The organism is Streptomyces sp. NPDC054842 (assembly GCF_053611025.1).
In genome coordinates, this window is record NZ_JBSGZN010000067.1 from 1 (window position 1) to 20,646 (window position 20,646).

Below are 20,646 nucleotides of genomic sequence, written 5' to 3' on the forward strand. Positions count from 1 at the left end.
CCGCCGGAGAAAACCGGCGGCCCGACGTCGTTCCGGTCCGGCAGACTCGCCCGCATGGACATCATCGTCAGGCGGGCGCTGCCCGGGGAGTACGGGACGCTCGGGGAGATCACCGCGCAGGCGTATCTCGGTGACGGGCTGCTCGACTTCGGGGAGAGCGACGGCTACCTGGTGCACCTGCGGGACGTCGCACGGCGGGCCGCGGCGGCCGAGGTCCTGGTCGCCGTGGACCGCGACGGCACGGTCCTCGGCGGGGTGACCCACGTGCCGTCGGCCGGCAACGCCCTGGCCGAGCTGGCCCGTCCCGGCGAGGCCGAGATCCGCATGCTGGCGGTCGCCCCGCCGGCGCGCGGAAGAGGCGCGGGCGAGGCCCTGGTGCGCGCCTGCGTCGACCGCGCGCGGGCCACGCCGGGGTGCGTCCGGGTCGTGCTGTCGACCCAGCGGACCATGCGTGCCGCGCACCGGATCTACGAGCGGTTCGGCTTCGTCCGGACCCCCGAGCGCGACTGGAACCCCGTCCCGGAACTCGACGACATCCTGCTGCTCGCCTATGAACTGACGCTCTGACAGCTTCCGTCCTCGTCGGCGGCTGACACCCTCCGGAGCCGGTACGACACAACATGTGGGGGTGCGTCAGCGGCCCGGCACAAGATGTATGCTCGTGCTCGCTGTCGCCGCAGGGGAATCCGGTGCGAATCCGGAACTGTCCCGCAACGGTGTACTTGTGCGTGTTCGCGCACACGGTCAGTCCGAGGACCTGCCGGCAGTGCGCCCGGTCCGTCCGGTCCGGGTGCCCAGACGTCCGGGCCTCGTGGAGTGGGCCGGTGGACGCACGCGTACCCGTACGGGGTGACGTGTGCCCCGCTGCCCTCCCTCCAGGCCCCGTGCCGAGCGAGGGAGAGCCCCACGTGACCATCGCGCCAGCCGATCCGGCCGCAGCGACACCGTCCGCGACACCGGCGGAGACGGACGGTCCCGGTGCCGCGTTGCTGCGGACCCTGACCGACCTCACCGCCGACCTCCCCGACGCGGACCCCGGCCGGGTCGCCGCCGCCGCCCTGCGCGGCAGGTCCGCGCGGGCGGACGAGGCGGAGCTGCGCGAGCTGGCCACCGAGGCCGCGGCGGGACTCATCTCCGAGGACCCCGTCTACTCGCGGCTGGCCGCCCGGCTGCTGACGATCGGCATCGCCGCCGAGGCCGCCTCCCAGGGCGTCACCTCCTTCTCCGCCTCGGTCGGCGTCGGCCACCGCGAGGGGCTGATCGCGGACCGCACCGCCGAGTTCGTCCGGCTGCACGCGGCGCGCCTCGACGCGCTCGTGGACACCGCCGGGGACGACCGCTTCGGCTACTTCGGCCTGCGCACGCTGCACAGCCGCTACCTCCTGCGGCACCCCATCACCCGGAAGGTGATCGAGACCCCGCAGCACTTCATGCTGCGCGTCGCCGCCGGCCTCGCCGAGGACGACACCTCCCGCGCCGTCGACGAAGTGGCCGCGCTCTACGGCCTGATGAGCCGCCTCGACTACCTGCCCTCCTCCCCCACGCTGTTCAACTCCGGTACGCGGCACCCCCAGATGTCGTCCTGCTACCTCCTCGACTCGCCCCTGGACGAGCTGGACTCCCTCTACGACCGCTACCACCAGGTGGCCCGCCTTTCCAAGCACGCCGGCGGCATCGGGCTGTCCTACTCCCGCATCCGCTCCCGCGGTTCGCTGATCCGCGGCACGAACGGGCACTCCAACGGCATCGTCCCGTTCCTGAAGACCCTGGACGCCTCGGTCGCCGCCGTGAACCAGGGCGGCCGGCGCAAGGGCGCGGCGGCGGTCTACCTGGAGACCTGGCACTCCGACATCGAGGAGTTCCTGGAGCTGCGCGACAACACCGGTGAGGACGCCCGCCGTACGCACAACCTGAACCTCGCCCACTGGATCCCGGACGAGTTCATGCGCCGCGTCGACGCGAACGGCGTCTGGTCGCTGTTCTCCCCGTCCGACGTGCCCGAGCTGGTCGACCTGTGGGGCGAGGAGTTCGACGCCGCGTACCGCAGGGCCGAGGAGGCGGGGCTGGCGAGGAAGACGATCCCGGCCCGGGACCTGTACGGCCGGATGATGCGCACGCTGGCGCAGACCGGCAACGGCTGGATGACCTTCAAGGACGCCGCCAACCGCACCGCCAACCAGACGGCGGAGCCCGGCCACACCGTCCACTCCTCCAACCTGTGCTCCGAGATCCTGGAGGTCACGGACGACGGGGAGACCGCGGTCTGCAACCTGGGCTCGGTGAACCTCGGGGCGTTCGTGGTGGACGGGGACATCGACTGGGAGCGGCTGGACGAGACCGTCCGCATCGCCGTGACCTTCCTCGACCGCGTCGTGGACATCAACTTCTACCCGACCGAGCAGGCGGGCCGCTCCAACGCCCGCTGGCGCCCGGTGGGCCTCGGCGCGATGGGCCTCCAGGACGTCTTCTTCAAGCTGCGGCTGCCCTTCGACTCCCCCGAGGCGAAGCAGCTCTCCACCAAAATCGCCGAGCGCGTCATGCTGGCCGCCTACGAGGCCTCAGCCGACCTCGCCGAGCGCAACGGCCCGCTCCCCGCCTGGGAGAAGACCCGTACCGCCCGCGGTGTGCTGCACCCCGACCACTACGCGACCGAGCCGGTGTGGCCGGAGCGGTGGGCGGCCCTGCGCGAGCGGATCGCGGCCGTGGGCATGCGCAACTCGCTGCTGCTCGCCATCGCGCCGACCGCGACGATCGCCTCCATCGCGGGTGTCTACGAGTGCATCGAGCCGCAGGTCTCCAACCTGTTCAAGCGCGAGACGCTGTCCGGCGAGTTCCTCCAGGTCAACTCCTACCTGGTGGACGAGCTCAAGCGGCTCGGCGTGTGGGACGCGCAGACCCGGGAGGCGCTGCGCGAGTCGAACGGCTCGGTGCAGGGCTTCACCTGGGTGCCGCAGGAGGTGCGGGACCTCTACCGCACGGCCTGGGAGATCCCGCAGCGCGCGCTGATCGACATGGCCGCCGCCCGGACCCCGTACCTGGACCAGGCGCAGTCGCTGAACCTGTTCCTGGAGACGCCGACCATCGGCAAGCTCTCCTCGATGTACGCGTACGCCTGGAGGTCGGGCCTGAAGACGACGTACTACCTGCGCTCGCGCCCCGCGACCCGGATCGCGCGCGCCGCCCGGGCGCAGACCCCCCTCCCCGCGCAGGCGGCCCCCGACGCGGACGCCGTCGCCTGCTCCCTTGAGAACCCCGAGTCCTGCGAGGCCTGCCAGTGATGTCCAGCGAGACCAAGAACCTGCTCGACCCGGGTTTCGAGCTGACGCTCCGCCCGATGCGCTACCCGGACTTCTACGAGCGCTACCGGGACGCCATCAAGAACACCTGGACCGTCGAGGAGGTCGACCTCCACTCGGACGTCGCCGACCTGGCGAAGCTGTCGCAGGGCGAGCAGCACATGATCGGCCGTCTCGTCGCGTTCTTCGCGACCGGTGACTCGATCGTCGCGAACAACCTGGTGCTGACGCTCTACAAGCACATCAACTCCCCGGAGGCGCGGCTGTACCTGTCGCGCCAGCTGTTCGAGGAGGCCGTGCACGTCCAGTTCTATCTGACGCTGCTCGACACCTATCTGCCCGACCCGGAGGACCGCGCGGCGGCCTTCGACGCGGTCGAGAACATCCCGTCCATTCGGGAGAAGGCCGAGTTCTGCTTCCGGTGGATGGACTCGGTGGAGAAGCTGGACCGGCTGGAGTCGCGGGCCGACCGCCGCCGCTTCCTGCTGAACCTGATCTGCTTCGCCGCGTGCATCGAGGGGCTGTTCTTCTACGGCGCCTTCGCGTACGTCTACTGGTTCCGCAGCCGGGGTCTCCTGCACGGACTGGCGACCGGCACCAACTGGGTGTTCCGCGACGAGACGATGCACATGTCGTTCGCGTTCGAGGTGGTCGACACGGTCCGCAAGGAGGAGCCCGACCTCTTCGACGAGCGGCTGGAGGAGCAGGTGACCGCCATGCTGCGGGAGGCCGTCGAGGCCGAGCTGCAGTTCGCGCGCGACCTGTGCGGTGACGGCCTCCCGGGGATGAACACGGACTCCATGCGGCAGTACCTGGAGTGCGTCGCCGACCAGCGCCTGACGCGCCTCGGCTTCGCCCCGGTGTACGGCTCGGAGAACCCGTTCTCCTTCATGGAGCTCCAGGGCGTTCAGGAGCTGACCAACTTCTTCGAGCGCCGTCCCTCGGCGTACCAGGTGGCGGTGGAGGGCTCGGTCGGCTTCGACGAGGACTTCTGAGCCGGGCCGGCGGTCCCCCGGGCGGCCCGGAGCTCCCGGTCGACGCGCCGTTCGTGGCGCAGGCCGATCAGTGAGGGCAGGGCCAGGACCAGGAAGAGCGCGAGGACGGTGAGCAGGGCGACGGTGGTGTTCACGAATGTCTCCATGAACACCACTGTCGCGCCGATCGCGCCCCGAAGTCAGTGGCAGTACTGCCGTGAACCCTCGAATTACTGCCACGTGCGAGGCACACTGGCGGCATGCTGAAAAACGTGGCCGTGGTCCTGCTGGACGGAGTGCACCCCTTCGAACTCGGCGTCGTCTGCGAGGTGTTCGGACTCGACCGCAGTGACGAGGGGCTCCCCGTGTACGACTTCGCCGTGGCCTCGGCGGGGCGGCGCACCCTGGGCACGCACGCGGGGTTCGCGCTGACGACCGAGCACGGCCTGGAGCGGCTGGAGGAGGCCGACCTCGTCGTGGTGCCGGCCGGCGACTCCTACGCCGACCGCGCGTACCCCGAGGAGCTGCTCGACGCGCTGCGCCGCACCGTCGGGCGGGGCGCCCGGGTGCTCAGCGTGTGCTCCGGCGTCTTCGTGCTCGGCGCGGCCGGACTGCTGGACGGGCGGCGCTGCGCCGTGCACTGGCACCACGCGGACGCCCTGGCCCGGCAGTACCCGCGGGCCGTCGTCGAGCCGGACGTGCTGTACGTCGACGAGGGCTCGGTGATCACCTCGGCGGGCACGGCCGCCGGCATCGACGCCTGCCTGCACCTCGTGCGCAAGGAGCACGGCCCCGAGGTCGCCAACGCCATCGCCCGCCGCATGGTCGTGCCCCCGCACCGGGACGGCGGGCAGGCCCAGTACATCGAGCGGCCGCTGCCCCGTTCGCAGTGCGACACCGTCGGCGACGTGCTCGTCTGGATGGAGCGCCATCTCGACCGGGAGGTGACGGTCGAGCAGCTCGCGGCCCGCGCCCACATGTCCCCGCGCACCTTCGCCCGCCGCTTCCAGCAGGAGACCGGCACCACGCCGTACCGCTGGCTGCTGCGCCAACGGGTGCTGCTGGCGCAGGAGTTGCTGGAGGCCACGGACGAGACGATGGACGCGATCGCCGGCCGGACGGGCTTCGGCAACGCGGCCGCCCTGCGCCACCAGTTCATGCGGAGCCTCGGCACGACGCCCGGCGCCTACCGGCGCGCGTTCCGGGGTCCGCGGGCCGCCTGAGAACGCGGGGTGCGCCCTCCCCCGAGGGCGCACCCGTGGCCCCGGCTCAGCGCGGCTCGGCCCTCAGCACCAGGTCGTGCGGCCGCAGCGTGATGCCGACGCGGGTCGCGTCGTTCGATCCGGCGACCTGCTCGAAGCGCCACCTGGCGGCCACCGTCGCCGTGATGAGCGTGAGCTGCGCCATCGAGAAGTGGTCGCTCGGGCACTTCCGGTTGCCCACGCTGAACGGGCGCATGGCGTACTTCGGCAGGTCCTTGGAGCGTTCCGGGAGCCAGCGGTCCGGATCGAAATCGAGGTGCCGCTCGTACGACCGGGGGTCGCGCTGTATCGCGTACGGGCTGTAGACGATGTCGGCACCGGCCGGAATGCGATAGCCGCCCAGCTCGGTTTCGGTCACCGCCCGTCGCGTCAATATCCATACGGCGGGACGCAGCCTCATGGCTTCGACGACGACATTGTTGGTGTGTGTCAGCTTTCGGACGTCACCGAATGCGACAGGCCGGTCCCCTGCGACGGATTTGACCTCCGCACTCACCTTGGCCGCTTGTTCCGGGTGCGCCGTGAGGACGTCCAGGAGCCACATGATCGTGGACGCGATGGTTTCGCTTCCGGGCGTGAGTATCGCGACGACTTGGTCGTGGACCTCCTGCTCCGTGATGGGCTCCCCGTTGTCGTCCTTCGCTTCCAGCAATGCCGTCAGCAAATCGTCCGGCTTTTGACCAGATGCGCGGCGCTCGGCGATGATCTCGTCGACCAGGAGGTGCAAATCGGCCAATGCCCTGTCGAATTTGCGATTGGCCGGAAGCGGCAGCCGATAGAGCGGTCCCGCGGGGATGACCATGCGCTGGTACATACCGCGGAACACCGTCGTGAGCGCGATGCTCAGCCGCTCGGCGCGCTCGTCCATGAACTGGCCGCGCAGCAGGCAGCGGGCCGCGATGCGCACGGCCACCCGGAAGGACTCCGAGGTGCAGTCGACGGGCTTCCCGGACTCCCAGCGGTCGGCGAAGGCACGCGCCTCCTCCTCCATGACGGAGGCGTACTCGTGGATGATGTCGGCCCGGAACGCGGGCTGGATGGTGCGGCGTTGGCGCCGGTGGAGGGGGCCGTTGGCGGTCGCGACCCCGTGCTTGCCGAGCAGCCCCTCCAGGGACTCCCACAGAGGGCCGCCGATCTCGTAGTCGGGGCTCAGCGCCAGTGCCCCGGTGAGGGCCGGCGTGGTGACCGCGTACACCGTCTTGGGGCCCAGCCTGAGCCGGACGACGTCACCGTGGTCGCGCAGCTGGGTCAGGAAGCCCAGCGGATCGCGGGCGAGTTTCCAGCCGTGGCCGAGACCGGGGACACCGCCACCGGCCAAAGGCGGGGTGCTCGACTCCGGTGCTTCGGGTGCCGCGGGCCGTACGGACTCGACGGTCATTTCTCACCTGCCGCTTCGTTGTTGACGTACGGGGGTGTGGAGCGGTCGTCCCAGCTGTCGACCATGTACCGGCCGGACTCGTGGTGGAACCAGTACACGGAGCTGAACCAGTTCCGCATATTGGAGAGACAGCCCTTCACGGCCACGCTCAATTCCTTTCCCTGCACGGTCCCGTCCGCGAGGGCGTCGGCGAGCCGCGCCACATCCTTTTCGACGGCGAGGAATTCGGAAATGCATTCCTCGACCCGCTGGCGCACTTCTGTGACGGCCTCTTCGAGAGTCAGCCCCTCGTGCTGGATGAGACTGATCCCGAGATTGTGGACTTCGTCGCCCGCGATCTCCTTCGGGAGCGAGCAGAGATCGTTGTACCAGGCGGCGAATTCCTGGCTGATGAGGGCCGCCCGCCGATATGCCGGGTGTTCCCGGACGGCGACGGGTATTTCGATGCCCGCGCTCGGCTCCAGCAGATCCGTCCAGATCCAGTGGGCGAAGGTGAGCCGCCGGAGTTCGAGATACTCCTCGACCGTCGGCACCGTGCCCGACGTCCGGTTCCGGAATTCCCGGTCGTACGCCTCGATCACCGCGTGGAAGTGCCCGGCGAACCGGGCGTTCCAGTCGGCGCCCAGGAACGAGTACAGCCGGACCATGCTGTCCGCGAACGCCGCGACCAGGGGATCCTGGTGGTGCAGGTGGTCGCGCGGCGCGTCGAGTGCCGCGTGCAGCTGGAACCTGAGCCTCCGCCAGGCGGCCGGACGGCCGTGGACGATGTCGCGGTCGTGACGGTCGTCCCAGACGAAGAACCACGCGCTGTAGTCCGCTATCGCCTGGAGCACCTCGTCGGGCGCGCCTATGTAGAAGCCCGCCATGAGGTCCGTGTAGCACAGGCCGTCGGCATATTCCGCGACCTTGTCCGCCGGCATGAGGCGCTTTTCGAGGAGCCAGGCCCTGGTGTTCTCCTGCAGCCTGGGCCAATACGGGTGCAGTTGACGGGGAAACGCGGTCTCGATCACCGGAAGAGAGAGCGCCGGTGGCACCGCGACCGCGGTCGTTGTCGATGAAGTGCCGTGTGAGAAAGCATGCACGAACAAACCCCTCTCAGCCGCCTGTTGGCGCTACACCTCTCCCGCTGTGCCGGGCGTGCGCCGTTGCGTATCCCCGCACTTCCCATTCAGCACTACAACTGACCGTTCTGGGAACGGATTTGCCCCACTCACTACCCCAAGGTGCCGAGAATCTCCCCCTGCGTGACTGGTTTCGGATCGCTGGGGGAGCACAAGGGAGCGAACGTGCGACGCACACACGAACGGCGCCTGGTCGGGGGGTGTCCCCGGTCAGGCGCCGTTCGCGTGGGGCTCACGAGAGGTCGTGAGTCCCGGCTGTCATTTTCAGTCCCACTCGTTCACCGCGGGGTCCCGGCCATGGCCGCGCCGCCCCGGACCTCCCCGAAGCCGGCTCAGTCGTTCGCCACCACGGGGTAGCGGGGCTCGTTCTCGGCCATCTGCCGCAGCGCGTCCTTGCGCTCGCGCTTGGAGAGCCGGTCGATGTACAGGTAGCCGTAGAGGTGGTCCGTCTCGTGCTGGAGGCACCGGGCGAAGTAGCCCGTGCCGCGCACCCTGACCGGGCTGCCCTTCTCGTCCTGCCCGGTCACCTCGGCGTAGTCGGGCCGGGCCAGCGGCGCGTACGCGGTCGGCACCGAGAGGCAGCCCTCGTTGCTGTCGTCCAGCCGGCGCAGCTCGGCGGGCAGCTCCACGAGCACGGGATTGCACACCACGCCCACGTGCCGCTTGCCCTCGTCGTCCATGCAGTCGTAGACGAAGACCTTCAGGTCCACGCCGATCTGGTTGGCGGCCAGGCCCACGCCCTCGGCCGTGCGCTGGCTGGCGAACATGTCGGCGACCAGCTGCTGGAGCTCGTCCCCGAACTCGGTGACGTCCCTGCACTCCTTGTGCAGCACCGGGTTGCCGACGACCGTGATCGGCCGCGAGGTGCCGCGCTCGCGGTAGGCCGCCTCGCGCTCCTCGCAGTCCTCGGTGTCGATGACGAAGCCCTCGTCGTCCACGGGGAGCACGCCCGTGTGCTGCTGATCGGTGTCCTGCTGCGCCATGACCGACGTACGCCTTCCTGCGACCTGGTGAGAATTTCTGCGAGTACAGCCTAAAGGGGCGCGTCGCAGACCTCGGCGCGAACGGCGGACCCGGGGCTAACAGACCTCTTCGAGGTCCCGCCAGTCGCGGGAGTCCGGGCTGTCCGCGACCCAGCCGTCGAGCAGCCCCCGGACCAGGGAGGCGGGCGCCGCGAGGCCGCACTCGCGCTCGGGCACCCACAGCTGGCCGTCAGTGCGGTGCCCGAGCGGGCCCGGGTGCCCCGGTTCGCTGTGGTCGTGCGGGTCCAGGTGCTCGCCGTCCCCCTCGTCGGAGGGCATCCGCGACTCGGAGCACATCCGGCACAGCAGCCGCACGGACGACGACCAGTCCTCGGCCGCGAAGCCCGCGTCGGCGGCGAGCCGCTCCAGCGCGTCCCGGTCGTCCTCGGTGGCCGCCTCCAGGAGCACGACCCAGGTCGGCACCGGCGAGGGCGCCCACAGCTCGATCTCGTCGAAGACGGGGTAGGCGTGCCCGGCGGCCGTCGTCCGCTCGCCGTGCGGCACCCCGTCGTGCAGCACGACCTCGCCCCAGCGCCGCCCGGAGGACGGCAGCGGAATCGACAGCACCTCGATCCGGGCGGGGTCCAGCCTGCGCCCCCACACCACCTCGGCCTCGCCCTCGGGCGACAGCCGTACGGCGGCACTGCCCAGGTCCATGCCGACGGGCTCGCCGGAGACGGCCGCGCCGCCGGGCACCCGCAGGCCGTACGCCTGCCAGGAGCGCCGGGCCAGCGGCCAGTCCTGCAGCGCGGTCGCCGCGATGCCCACGTTCCACCAGTCAGGTGCGCCGGCCTCGCGGTCGAGCAGCGCGACGGCCCGCAGTCCGGCCGCCCGCGCCTGCTCCCAGTCGTGCCGGAACTTGTGCAGCAGCGCCAGGTTGAACCAGGACTCGGACAGCCAGGGCTCCAGGTCCGCGGCGCGCGTCAGCAGCGCTCCCGCGTCCTCGTAGCGGCCGTCGCCGATCAGCGTGAACGCGCGGTCGGTGGCCTGCCGCCATGAGGCGGAGGGCCGGTGTCGTCCCTTGCCGAAGATCCTCACGATTCCCGCCTGCCAGTTCCTTGCGTGTCCCGCCCGCCGGTCGCCCGAAGTGTCCCTGGAGGACGGTGCGGCCCCGGACCGGCCGGTGCCCCCGAACACCCTCTTCCTCGCATCCAACCACGTACCGTCGGACGGCCGCTCATTACCCATGGGTTACCCAGCCCGGGGCAGGGTCAGACCGGGTCGCGACAGGACCCGGGCCAGTGATTCCACGACCTCGGGCTGGTAGTCGCGGGCGGTGCCCAGGCGCAGCTTCTCCAGGGCGGTCAGCGGCCCACCCGGCCCTGCTTCCCGCGCCATCTCCTCGTATGCGTTCACCGCCCGGACGATCCGCGCGGTGACCGGCTGCTCCCGGTACGGGTCGGCCTGCCGCTCCACGACCACCGCCACCTCGGCGTCCACCCCGGTCTGGCGTACGACGGCGCCGCCGAGGAGCGCTATGCGCCGCTGCTGCTCGGCGGGGAGCACGGCGGTGGCCCCCGCGGGCACGGGGTCGACGAGGCTCAGCTGTCCGATGTCGTGCATGAGGGCCGCGTACTCCAGCACGGTCAGGTCCGGTTCGGAAAGGCCCAGCTCCCGCCCGACGGCGCGGCTGAGCACGGCCACGCGGCGCGCGTGCCCGGCAGGTGTGTACCCGGCGATCTCGGTGGCACGCGCGAGCGAGGCGATCGTCTGCCGGTAGGTGGTCCGCACGGCCGCGTACCGCCGGAAGGACAGCTGGGTGAGCAGCAGCGGCAGCGAGAAGACCGGCAGCGCCCAGAGACCGACGACCGCCACGGCCAGGGACATCACGGCTCCGGTGGCGCAGACGGCCGACCCGATGCCGAGCATGGCCCGCAGTTCGTCGCGCAGGAGGGGCCCGAAGGGCCAGCGGGTGCGGGCGTGCGCCATGACCGCCGCGAGCACGGCGTCGCACAGCGCGGTGAGCACCAGCAGCGCGACCAGGAGCAGGGCGTAGGCGGGGCCGTCCCACTCCCGGAGCCTGCCCTCGTTGTAGAGCGGCTGGAAGCAGACGGCGGCGAACCCGACGGTCAGCACCCGCCGGGTGAGGTGGTCGAGCGCCGGGCCCCGGCCGCGCGCCACGTGCGGTACGCAGCCGACGAGGGTGGCCGCCACCACCACGGCGACGATCTGGAGGGGGCCGTGGTGGGTGGGGCCGCCGCCGTTCTCGCCCAGCAGCGCGTACGCGAGGGCCCCGGCGGCCCCCAGCGGCGCGGACTCCCGTTCCTCGGACCCGCTCCAGCGGGCCAGCTCCCCGACGGCGACGAGTACGCCGAAGGCCAGGGCGACCCCCCGCTCGTCGAGTCCCCGGTAGAGCGTGCCGGCCAGGCAGACGGCGGCGAGCAGGGCGGCGCAGGCGTGCACGGACGTGAGGGCGAGCGGGGTCCGCGGCGGCTGCGGAAGGCCCACCCCCGCGGCGCTCACGAGGTCCTCCCCCCGGCGGTGTCCCGGTGCGCCCGCGCGTCGTCGGGCGCGGCCGGGCGGGCCCCGCCGCGCGGCACGGGTACGTTCGTGCCGGTGTCGTCGGCCGTGACCACCGGGTGCCAGCCGTGCCGGCCGAGCGCCCGCACCAGCGCGGCCACCATGCGGGGGTCGAACTGGGCCCCGGCGCAGTTCTCCAGCTCCTCCAGCGCCGCCGGCACGGGCCGGGCCCGCCGGTAGGACCGCGTGGACGTCATCGCGTCGAAGGCGTCGGCCACGGCGACCACCCGCGCGAACTCCGGGATCTGCCGGCCGGCCAGCCCGTACGGGTAGCCGCTGCCGTCGAGCCGCTCGTGGTGGTGCAGGATGGCCGACCGCGCCTCGCCGAGGAACCCGATCCCGCGCACCATCTCGTGCCCGTACTCGGGATGCAGTTCGATGATCCGCCGCTCCTGCGGGGTCAGCGGTCCGTCCTTGCGCAACAGCCGGGTGGGCACGCCGAGTTTGCCGACGTCGTGCAGGATCCCGGCGAAGCGCAGCCCCTCGACGCGTTCGGCGTCCATGCCCAGCTCGCGGGCGATCATCATGGACGCCTGCCCGACCCGCTCGCTGTGTCCGCGCGTGTAACCGTCCTTGATGTCGACGGCCTGCACGAGCGCGCGGATGGTGGCCTGGTGCGCCGCCTGCTCGCGGTGGTACTGGGCGAACACCCAGCAGGAGACGTACATCGGCAGCAGCACGAGCAGCGCGGCGACCGGGCCGTAGGGGCTGCGCCAGAGCACCGCCATCATCAGTCCGGCCAGTCCGTGCACGGCGACCGGGGCGAGGGACCGCAGGAAGAGGCCGCGCCAGGCGGTGCGCGCGGGCACCCGCTCGGCGGTGGCCAGGATCCCGCCGTCGAGGAGGGTCAGGACCAGGCAGAAGGCCAGGACCGCTCCCCCGGCGGGCACGAGGGCGTACGGGAAGTCGGACCCGACGACGGCGTCCCGTCCGCCGAGCGCCCAGTGCACCCGGGCCGCCGCCCAGATGCCGAGGGCGAGCTGGGCGGCGCGCCAGATCCGGCGCAGCCGGCGCGGGCGCTGTTCGACGCGGGAGAGGAGGGCGCCGGGCAGCGCGACGACGGCGGCGGCCGGCGGCGGCAGCAGGAAGGCCCCGGCCAGCAGGACGGGGAAGAAGGTGCCCATGCCCTGGGGGGCGCGGTGGCCGACGAAGCGGCAGCGGGTGAGCTGTTCGCAGCCGGCGTACAGCCCGGCGAGCAGCGCGACAGCCCACCACGGGGTGCGGACGTCCGGGAGCGGGGCGAGGCAGAGCAGGGCACCGCCGACGACACAGGCCACGTAGACCCGGGCCCGTCCCGGAATCGACCCCATCCCCAGTCCCCTCCCTGCTCAGGCTTGTGGAGCCTAGAGCGGAGGGATCGGGGCGGGGGCGCCAATGGCCGAATCCGCGGGCGAAGGGCCCGCGGATTAGCACGTTCGGGTGACGGGCGCGTCCCCGAGGGGAGAGCGCCCGGGGTCAGGAGTCCTGGGGCGCCGTGGTCACGTCGTGCTCGGGCACCGTCTGACCCGAGCGGATCAGGTCGATGCGGCCCATGACCTTGGCCCGCAGGTCGGTCGGCACGTCGTCCTGACCGCAGCACCGCTTGACCAGCTTCTTCACGGCCTGCTCCAGGCCGTACTTCTCGAGGCACGGGGAGCACTCCTCGAAGTGCACCTCGAACTTGGTGCAGTCCGCGTCCGGCATCTCGTGGTCGAGGAACTCGTAGAGATGGTCGAGGACTTCACTGCAATCCGTCTCGTGCGGCTCTCCGCAGCTCATGAGCCCGAGCCTTTCGCTTCGTTCGACTCTCCGGCGCCGGCCGGGACCAGTCCGCGGTCACGCGCGTAGTCCTCGAGCATGCCGCGCAGTTGGCGACGGCCCCGGTGCAGCCGGGACATCACCGTTCCGATGGGTGTCCCCATGATGTCCGCGATCTCCTTGTACGCAAAGCCCTCGACGTCCGCGAGATACACGGCGATGCGGAACTCCTCGGGGATCGCCTGGAGCGCCGACTTGACGTCCGAGTCCGGCAGGTGGTCGAGCGCCTGCGACTCGGCCGAACGCAGCCCGGTCGACATGTGCGACTCGGCGCGCGCCAGCTGCCAGTCCTCGATCTCCTCGGCCGCGCTGCGCTGGGGTTCGCGCTGCTTCTTGCGGTACGAGTTGATGAAGGTGTTGGTCAGGATGCGGTAGAGCCACGCCTTGAGGTTGGTGCCCTCGCGGAACTGGTGGAAGGACGCGTACGCCTTCGCGTACGTCTCCTGCACCAGGTCCTCCGCGTCGGCCGGGTTGCGCGTCATGCGCAGGGCCGCCGAGTACATCTGGTCGAGGAATTCGAGCGCGTCCCGCTCGAAGCGCGCGGTGCGCTCGGCGGACGACTCCGCCGTCGCCCCGCTCGTGCCCTGGCCCTCGGGCTGCTCCGCCTGGCCGTGTTCGGTCCCTGCGTCGGTCCCAGTGACCGGACCCACCTCCTCCAACGACGTGGCGGAACCGAAACCGGTCCCACTCGAATCGGAGGATAGACGACGATCCGGTCCGCCCGCCGCCCGAATAGGGGCGGTCTTCGCCGCGTGCAGCACCGACCACTCCAGGTCAGCGGCGCTGCTGCGGCTCGGGCAGATGGTCGAACCCATGCGGCGGACTTCCTCTCGTACGAACGGTCAGCACCTGCGTGTGCTGTCTGATCCGCACAACATCCGCCCATCGGCGGGCATTCCCGCGGGCGTGCCGCCCGCGCCACGCGGGTTCACCGGAGTGACATGAGCCACTTCGCCGTCGCGTCGGTGATGATCCGCAGCACCTCGTCCGGCCCGAGGGGGGCGCGCTTCGGCACGGCGAAGCCGTGATCGCCGTCGGGCACCTCGACCAGCTCGTAGGCACCCTCCGGGAACTCGGCGGGCCTGCCGAACGGGTCGTTGCCGCCCTGCACGACGAGGGTGGGCACGCCCGCGTCGAGCAGTTCGGCGGCCCGGGACTTCTCGGGCCTGCCCGGCGGGTGCAGCGGGAAGCTCAGCGCGAGGACGGCGTGGGCGCCCAGCTCGCGCGCCGTCCGGCAGGCGACCCGGGCTCCGGCGCTGCGCCCGCCCGCGACCACCGGCAGCCCCGGCGCGCACAGCGCCGGCCACAGTCCCCGCCACCCGGCGTCCAGCGTCTTGGGCGCCGGCGCCAGCTTCTTCCCGGCCACCCGCCAGGGCTGCTCGACCAGGGCGACGCTCACCCCGTGCGCGGGCAGCGTCCGGGCCAGCGCCTGGAGGTCCCGGGCCTCGACGCCGCCGCCCGCGCCATGGCTCACGGCGAGGACGAGCCGGGCCCGCTCGGCGGGATGCCAGGTCACGCGGGCCGTGCCGGTGTCGGTCTCGACCGTCTCTGTCACGTGTGTCGCGTCTGTCACATCAGAAGAGTGTGCCCTCCTCGGGCCCCTCCAGCTCCTTCAGCAGCTCCGGGCCGTTGTTGCGCACGTTGCTGACGGCGGTGGACACGGGGTAGGCGCGCATCAGCCCGGGGGGCGGCGGCGCGAGCAGTCCGCGTACGTCGTCGGTGTCGGTGCGCGCCGGGTCCAGCCAGGCGTCCCAGCGGTCCGGGGTGAGCATGAGCGGCATCCGCGGGTGGATGTCGGCCAGCGCGCACGGGCCGTCGGCGGGCGCGGCGGCCAGCGGCGCGGTCTCCGCCTCGGTGGTGATGACGGAGCACGTCACCCACCAGGCTCCCGGGTGGTCGTCGGGGAGCGTGCGGTCGCGCCAGAACTCGTACAGCCCGGCCATCGCGAACACGGAGCCGTCCGCGGGCGTCACGAAGTACGGCTGCTTGCGCGGCCGCTTCCTCCTGCCCTCGACCTCCAGCTCGCGCTCGGCGGACCCGGTCACCCACTCGTAATAGCCGTCCGCGGGGATGATGCAGCGGCGGGCGGCGAAGGCGCGGCGGTACGAGGGCTTCTCGTGCACGGTCTCCGCGCGCGCGTTGATCATGCGGGCTCCGCCGTCGGGCGTCTTGGCCCAGGACGGCACCAGACCCCACTTGAGCCTGCGCAGCTGGCGGACCGGCTTCCCGGGAGCCGAGGAACTGGCGGACGCGGCCTCGGCGTCCTTCACCGGACGGTCGAGGACGACGTGGACCTCCTTCGTCGGAGCCACGTTGAAATCGGGGGCCAGGGCCTCCTCGGGCTCCCACTTCTCGATCTCAAAGATTCCTGCGAGATCCTCGGGTCCGCGACTCGCTGCATACCGTCCGCACATACGTGCCAGACTGCCAGATTCCGCGACACCAGAGGGAGCCATCGCCGACCATGGACAGCACCGCATCCACCTCGCCGGCCGAGCTCTGGGACCAGGTCTTCGGCAGCCAGCCGGACCCGGACCTGTGGGTGGTGATCGCCACCATGGCGGCCGCGCTGGCGGTGATCGTCCCGTACGGGCTGTGGCGCGTGTCGCGCAACGCGATCACCATCGCCCACGAGGGCGGGCACGGCCTGGTCGCGCTGCTCACCGGGCGCAGCCTGAGCGGGATACGCCTGCACTCCGACACCAGCGGCCTCACGGTCAGCCGCGGCAAGCCGACCGGCCTGGGCATGATCCTGACCGCGGCCGCCGGCTACACCGCGCCGCCGCTGCTCGGACTGGGCGGGGCCGCGCTGCTGGCCGCCGGCCACATCACCGCGCTGCTGTGGCTGGCCACCCTCCTGCTGGTGGCGATGCTCGTCATGATCCGCAACGCGTACGGCGCGCTGACCGTGCTGCTGACCGGCGGCACGTTCGTGGCGGTGTCCTGGCTCGCCGGACCGCAGGTGCAGGCGGCGTTCGCGTACGCGGTGGTGTGGTTCCTGCTGCTGGGCGGGGTCCGGCCGGCCTTCGAACTCCAGGCCAAGCGCCGCCGGGGCAACGCGGGCGACTCCGACGCGGACCAGCTGTCCCGGCTCACGCACGTGCCCGCCGGGCTGTGGCTGTTCCTCTTCCACGCCGTGTCCCTGTGCTCCCTGATCGGCGGCGGACGCTGGCTGCTGGAGGTCTGAGCGGCACCCGGCCCGGCGACCGGCTTTACACCGGCGCGGTGAACGACGGTCGAGCGCCACGAGCGGCACGCGGAAACTAGCCGTCCCGGCGGCCGGCTCCGCCACGGTGGGCGAGGCGGTGGCCGGGCTCCCCCACCACCGCGGTGCCTGGGACGGCCACCGGCGCTCTGCCTCGCGGGGCGCGGAACGGCGGTGGGCGCTTCGCTCTGTGGGGCGCGGGGCAGCGGCGGGCGTGACGCGGGCCGCACCACCCACCGGGCGCGCGACCGGCGGGCCGCACGAACGACCGGGCGCGCGCGACGGGCAGGTCGCGCCACCACCGGGCGCGCGCGGGCGCGGCCGGTTCTTACCACCGCTCTGTTTCGCTCGGATTTCGCCGCTTTTGATCAAGATCTCCGCCCATCGGCAACCACTAAAGTGGGGGCATGACCGTTAACCCCGCGCAAACCGCCCTCTGGCCCGCCCCGCACGCAAGCGGAGCCGTCGACGCGACGGTCCACGTGCCGGGTTCGAAGTCGGTCACCAACCGGGCGCTCGTGCTCGCCGCCCTCGCCTCCGAGCCGGGCTGGCTGCGCCGCCCGCTGCGCTCGCGCGACACCCTGCTGATGGCCGGCGCGCTGCGCGCGATGGGAGTCGGCATCGAGGAGACGGTCTCCTCCAGCTCCACCGTCGCGGTCGGCTCCGACGGCACCGGCGAGGCCTGGCGGATCATCCCGTCCGGCCTGCACGGCCCGGCCACGGTCGATGTGGGCAACGCGGGCACGGTGATGCGCTTCCTGCCGCCGGTCGCCGCGCTGGCCGACGGCCCCATCCGCTTCGACGGCGACCCGCGGTCGTACGAGCGCCCGCTGCACGGCGTGATCGACGGGCTGCGCGCCCTCGGTGCCCGGATCGACGACGACGGCCGCGGCACGCTGCCGCTGACCGTCCACGGTGGCGGCGCCCTGGACGGCGGGCCGGTGGAGATCGACGCGTCGTCCTCGTCGCAGTTCGTCTCCGCCCTGCTGCTGTCCGGCCCGCGCTTCAACCAGGGCGTCGAGGTGCGGCACACCGGATCACGGCTCCCCTCGATGCCGCACATCCGGATGACGGTCGACATGCTGCGCACGGTCGGCGCCCAGGTGGACACCCCCGAGTCGGGCGGCGAGCCGAACGTCTGGCGGGTCACGCCGGGCGCCCTGCTCGGCCGTGACCTGACCGTCGAGCCCGACCTCTCCAACGCCCAGCCGTTCCTGGCGGCCGCCCTGGTCACCGGCGGCAAGATCCTCATTCCGGACTGGCCCGAGCACACCACCCAGCCCGGGGACCGGCTGCGGGAGATCTTCACCGAAATGGGCGGTTCCTGCGAACTGACCGACCGAGGTCTGGAATTCACCGGATCGGGTTCGATCCACGGTATCGACGTGGACCTCGGCGAGGTCGGCGAGCTGACCCCCGGCATCGCGGCGGTGGCGGCCCTCGCCGACTCCCCCTCGACCCTGCGCGGTGTGGCCCACCTGCGGCTGCACGAGACGGACCGGCTGGCCGCGCTCACCAAGGAGATCAACGAACTGGGCGGCGACGTCACGGAGACCGCCGACGGCCTCCACATCCGCCCGCGCCCGCTGCACGGCGGCGTCTTCCACACCTACGAGGACCACCGCATGGCGACCGCCGGCGCGATCATCGGCCTGGTCGTGGAGGGGGTCGAGATCGAGAACGTGGCGACGACGGCGAAGACCCTGCCGGACTTCCCCGATCTGTGGACCGGGATGCTCGGGAACTGACGGGCGGACAGGGATCATGCGCCGCTACGGCAAGCACACCGACGAGGACGACATCCGCAGCCGCCCCAACCGCAAGGGGAACCGGCCGCGTACGAACATCCGGCCCAAGCACGAGGAAGCGGTCGAGGGCATGGTCGTCACCGTCGACCGGGGACGCCTGACCTGTCTGGTCGAGGACCGCCTGATCACCGCGATGAAGGCACGCGAACTGGGCCGCAAGGCCGCCGTCGTGGGCGACCGGGTGGCGATCGTGGGCGACCTGTCCGGCGAGAAGGACACCCTGGCCCGCATCGTGCGGATCGCGCCGCGCAACTCCGTCCTGCGCCGCACCGCCGACGACGACGACCCCTACGAGCGCGTGGTCGTCGCCAACGCCGACCAGCTCGCCATCGTCACGGCCCTCGCCGACCCCGAGCCCCGGCCGCGGCTGATCGACCGCTGCCTGGTGGCGGCGTACGACGGCGGCCTGGAGCCGCTGCTGGTGCTGACGAAGTCCGACCTCGCGCCGCCGGACGAACTCCTGGAGCTGTACGGGACCTTGGGTGTGCCGTACGTCGTGACCAGCCGGGAGGAGCTGGAGAGCGGCGAGGCCGTGGAGCGGGTGCGCAAGCAGCTGGACGGCAAGATCACGGCGTTCGTCGGGCACTCGGGCGTCGGCAAGACGACCCTGGTCAACGCCCTGGTCTCGCTGGACCGGCGGCGCAGCACCGGTGTCGTCAACTCCGTCACCGGGCGCGGCCGGCACACGACCACGTCGGCGCGGGCGATCCCGCTGCCCGGCACGGCCGGCTGGGTCGTCGACACCCCGGGCGTGCGGTCCTTCGGGCTGCACCACGTGGACCCGTCCCGCGTCATCAAGGCCTTCCCCGACCTGGAGCCCGGCACCGAGGACTGCCCGCGCGCGTGCAGCCACGACGAGCCGGACTGCGCCCTGGACCAGTGGGTGGCCGACGGTCACGCGGACCCGGCCCGCCTCTACTCGCTGCGCAGGCTGCTCGCGACCCGGGAACGCCACGAGGACGACTGACGGGCGCGCGGGAGGGGCGGGGTCCCTCCCGCGGAAGACGGCTGACCTCCGCGTTGTTTGCGTCCGCGGCATGTCGGTAAGGGCATAATCGCACCGAGCCCGATCCGGCCAGGCGAAGCAGTCGACGTGGTACGCGGGAGGACAAGACATGGCGTGGCTGCTGGTCGTTGTGGCGGGCCTGCTGGAAACCGGCTTCGCCGTCTGCCTGAAACTCTCGCACGGCTTCACCAGACTCTGGCCGACGGTCGCGTTCTGCATCTTCGCGCTCGGCAGCTTCGGCCTGCTGACCCTCTCCCTGAAGAAGCTCGACGTGGGGCCCGCGTACGCGGTGTGGACCGGTATCGGCGCCGCCGGCACCGCCATCTACGGGATGATCTTCCTCAACGACCTGGTGTCCACCCTGAAGATCGTCTCGATCAGCTTCGTGATCATCGGCGTGATCGGGCTCCAGCTGTCGGGGTCCACGCACTGACCTCGCTCCCAGGCGGGCAGCTCCTCCGCAACGGCCTTCTGACGGCGGCGATGTGACCTGCACTCAGGAGGTCGCTCCCAGGGACCGGGGCGGCGCGGTGAGCGCGGTCCGCACCAGCTCCGTGACCCCTCCGGGGCCCGGCGGAGCCGTCACGCAGGACAGGGAGAGGCGTACGACGAGCTCGCAGGCGCGGGCCAGTTCGGCGGTGTCGGACCGGGTGGTGGCGGGTCCGGAGAGCGCGGCGACGGCCCGGTCGCGCACCAGGCCCACGAAGTCGGAGGGCGAGGGCAGGGGTCCGTCCGCCCGCCGCTGCGCGGGCACCGCGGACGAGGACGGCACCGGCGAGAGCGCGGGCGAGGGCAGCCGCTCGCTCCAGCAGCCGGTGAGCATCGCCCGTACCAGCGCGTTGCCGCGGGCCGCCGACGCGGTCCACTCGGCGGCCGCGACCAGACGCTCGCGCGGCTCGGGATGGGCGGCCAGGGCCCGCTCGACGCCCGCGAGGTAGCCGTCGGCCGCGCGGCGGACCAGGGCGCGGGCGAGCCCCTCCTTGCTGCCGAACTCGTTGTAGAGCGTCTGCCGGGACACTCCGGCCACGGCGGCGACGTCCACCATGCGCACGGTGGACCACGGACGGCGTGCGAGCGCCGTGTAGGCGGCGTCCAGCAGGGATTCCCGCGCTGCAGGCATCTTCGCCTCCCAGGGGCGACCGGCTCCGCACCACAGGTTTGACGGGCGGGACGGCACTGTCAAGGGTTCGCGGCGGCGCCGAGGGGGCGCGCACCGGCCGCCGCACGCGGTCCGCCGGCCGCCGCCCCGGCGGCCCG

Annotated in this window: 20 protein-coding genes and 1 riboswitch; of the genes, 8 read left to right on the forward strand and 12 right to left on the reverse strand. The window is 72.0% G+C overall.

Annotated elements, in window-relative coordinates; translation table 11 throughout:
• Positions 1–54 precede the first annotated feature (54 nt).
• The 3 genes from ACWGIS_RS33470 (at position 55) to ACWGIS_RS33480 (ending at position 4,291) form a co-directional block, all read left to right on the forward strand.
• A complete protein-coding gene (locus tag ACWGIS_RS33470) occupies positions 55–567 on the forward strand; it encodes a GNAT family N-acetyltransferase (protein WP_453366292.1) in 513 nt (170 codons plus the stop codon).
• 53 nt (positions 568–620) lie between these two features.
• A riboswitch (cobalamin riboswitch) is annotated at positions 621–779 on the forward strand.
• 129 nt (positions 780–908) lie between these two features.
• Positions 909–3,278, forward strand: coding sequence for a ribonucleoside-diphosphate reductase subunit alpha (locus tag ACWGIS_RS33475; protein ID WP_453366265.1), 2,370 nt, complete (start codon positions 909–911; stop codon positions 3,276–3,278).
• On the forward strand, positions 3,278–4,291 hold the full coding sequence (locus ACWGIS_RS33480) for a ribonucleotide-diphosphate reductase subunit beta (RefSeq protein ID WP_453366266.1): 1,014 nt from the start codon (positions 3,278–3,280) through the stop codon (positions 4,289–4,291). Before ACWGIS_RS33475 ends, ACWGIS_RS33480 begins: the two co-directional genes overlap by 1 nt.
• Here the strand turns inward: ACWGIS_RS33480 and ACWGIS_RS33485 are convergent.
• Positions 4,204–4,437, reverse strand: coding sequence for a hypothetical protein (locus tag ACWGIS_RS33485; protein ID WP_453366267.1), 234 nt, complete (start codon positions 4,435–4,437; stop codon positions 4,204–4,206). The genes ACWGIS_RS33480 and ACWGIS_RS33485 overlap by 88 nt on opposite strands.
• 93 nt (positions 4,438–4,530) lie before the next feature.
• On the opposite strand from ACWGIS_RS33485, the gene ACWGIS_RS33490 reads away from it, so the two are divergent.
• On the forward strand, positions 4,531–5,493 hold the full coding sequence (locus tag ACWGIS_RS33490; protein ID WP_453366268.1) for a GlxA family transcriptional regulator: 963 nt from the start codon (positions 4,531–4,533) through the stop codon (positions 5,491–5,493).
• A gap of 46 nt (positions 5,494–5,539) precedes the next feature.
• Here ACWGIS_RS33490 and ACWGIS_RS33495 read toward each other — a convergent pair whose 3' ends face one another.
• The 10 genes from ACWGIS_RS33495 to ACWGIS_RS33540 form a co-directional block, all read right to left on the reverse strand.
• Complete coding sequence (locus ACWGIS_RS33495; protein WP_453366269.1) at positions 5,540–6,910, reverse strand: bifunctional albaflavenone monooxygenase/terpene synthase; 1,371 nt, start codon at positions 6,908–6,910, stop codon at positions 5,540–5,542.
• Positions 6,907–7,992, reverse strand: coding sequence for an epi-isozizaene synthase (cyc1, locus tag ACWGIS_RS33500; RefSeq protein WP_453366270.1), 1,086 nt, complete (start codon positions 7,990–7,992; stop codon positions 6,907–6,909). Before cyc1 ends, ACWGIS_RS33495 begins: the two co-directional genes overlap by 4 nt.
• A gap of 371 nt (positions 7,993–8,363) precedes the next feature.
• Positions 8,364–9,014: a peptide deformylase gene (gene def / locus ACWGIS_RS33505; protein WP_453366271.1), complete on the reverse strand. Its 651-nt coding sequence runs from the start codon at positions 9,012–9,014 to the stop codon at positions 8,364–8,366.
• A 96-nt stretch (positions 9,015–9,110) separates the two neighbouring features.
• Positions 9,111–10,091, reverse strand: a complete 981-nt coding sequence (locus tag ACWGIS_RS33510; RefSeq protein WP_356168525.1) for a tetratricopeptide repeat protein — start codon at positions 10,089–10,091, stop codon at positions 9,111–9,113.
• A gap of 153 nt (positions 10,092–10,244) precedes the next feature.
• Positions 10,245–11,516 carry an HD-GYP domain-containing protein gene (locus tag ACWGIS_RS33515; RefSeq protein ID WP_453366272.1) on the reverse strand — a complete coding sequence of 424 codons (1,272 nt, stop codon included), beginning with the start codon at positions 11,514–11,516 and terminating at the stop codon, positions 10,245–10,247.
• Positions 11,513–12,883, reverse strand: coding sequence for an HD-GYP domain-containing protein (locus ACWGIS_RS33520; protein WP_453366273.1), 1,371 nt, complete (start codon positions 12,881–12,883; stop codon positions 11,513–11,515). The genes ACWGIS_RS33515 and ACWGIS_RS33520 overlap by 4 nt, the downstream gene beginning before the upstream one ends.
• 145 nt (positions 12,884–13,028) lie before the next feature.
• Entirely contained in the window at positions 13,029–13,331 is a 303-nt protein-coding gene (gene rsrA / locus ACWGIS_RS33525) for a mycothiol system anti-sigma-R factor (protein WP_453366274.1), read from the reverse strand.
• A complete protein-coding gene (sigR, locus tag ACWGIS_RS33530; protein ID WP_453366275.1) occupies positions 13,328–14,020 on the reverse strand; it encodes an RNA polymerase sigma factor SigR in 693 nt (230 codons plus the stop codon). The genes rsrA and sigR overlap by 4 nt, the downstream gene beginning before the upstream one ends.
• Before the next feature lie 278 nt (positions 14,021–14,298).
• Positions 14,299–14,943 (reverse strand): alpha/beta hydrolase family protein, encoded by a 645-nt coding sequence (locus ACWGIS_RS33535; protein WP_453366276.1) that lies wholly within the window; start codon positions 14,941–14,943, stop codon positions 14,299–14,301.
• 1 nt (position 14,944) lies between these two features.
• Positions 14,945–15,784, reverse strand: coding sequence for an SOS response-associated peptidase (locus ACWGIS_RS33540; protein WP_453366277.1), 840 nt, complete (start codon positions 15,782–15,784; stop codon positions 14,945–14,947).
• 50 nt (positions 15,785–15,834) lie between these two features.
• Between ACWGIS_RS33540 and ACWGIS_RS33545 the strand changes: the two genes are divergently transcribed.
• From ACWGIS_RS33545 to ACWGIS_RS33560, 4 genes are all read left to right on the forward strand, one after another.
• Complete coding sequence (locus tag ACWGIS_RS33545; RefSeq protein WP_453366278.1) at positions 15,835–16,557, forward strand: M50 family metallopeptidase; 723 nt, start codon at positions 15,835–15,837, stop codon at positions 16,555–16,557.
• 425 nt (positions 16,558–16,982) lie between these two features.
• Entirely contained in the window at positions 16,983–18,323 is a 1,341-nt protein-coding gene (gene aroA, locus ACWGIS_RS33550; RefSeq protein WP_453366279.1) for a 3-phosphoshikimate 1-carboxyvinyltransferase, read from the forward strand.
• A gap of 16 nt (positions 18,324–18,339) precedes the next feature.
• A complete protein-coding gene (gene rsgA, locus ACWGIS_RS33555; RefSeq protein ID WP_453366280.1) occupies positions 18,340–19,350 on the forward strand; it encodes a ribosome small subunit-dependent GTPase A in 1,011 nt (336 codons plus the stop codon).
• A gap of 148 nt (positions 19,351–19,498) precedes the next feature.
• Positions 19,499–19,822 carry a DMT family transporter gene (locus tag ACWGIS_RS33560; protein WP_402380025.1) on the forward strand — a complete coding sequence of 108 codons (324 nt, stop codon included), beginning with the start codon at positions 19,499–19,501 and terminating at the stop codon, positions 19,820–19,822.
• A gap of 63 nt (positions 19,823–19,885) precedes the next feature.
• On the opposite strand, the gene ACWGIS_RS33565 is transcribed toward ACWGIS_RS33560, so the two are convergent.
• Positions 19,886–20,509, reverse strand: coding sequence for a TetR/AcrR family transcriptional regulator (locus ACWGIS_RS33565; protein WP_453366281.1), 624 nt, complete (start codon positions 20,507–20,509; stop codon positions 19,886–19,888).
• Between the last annotated feature and the right edge of the window lie 137 nt (positions 20,510–20,646).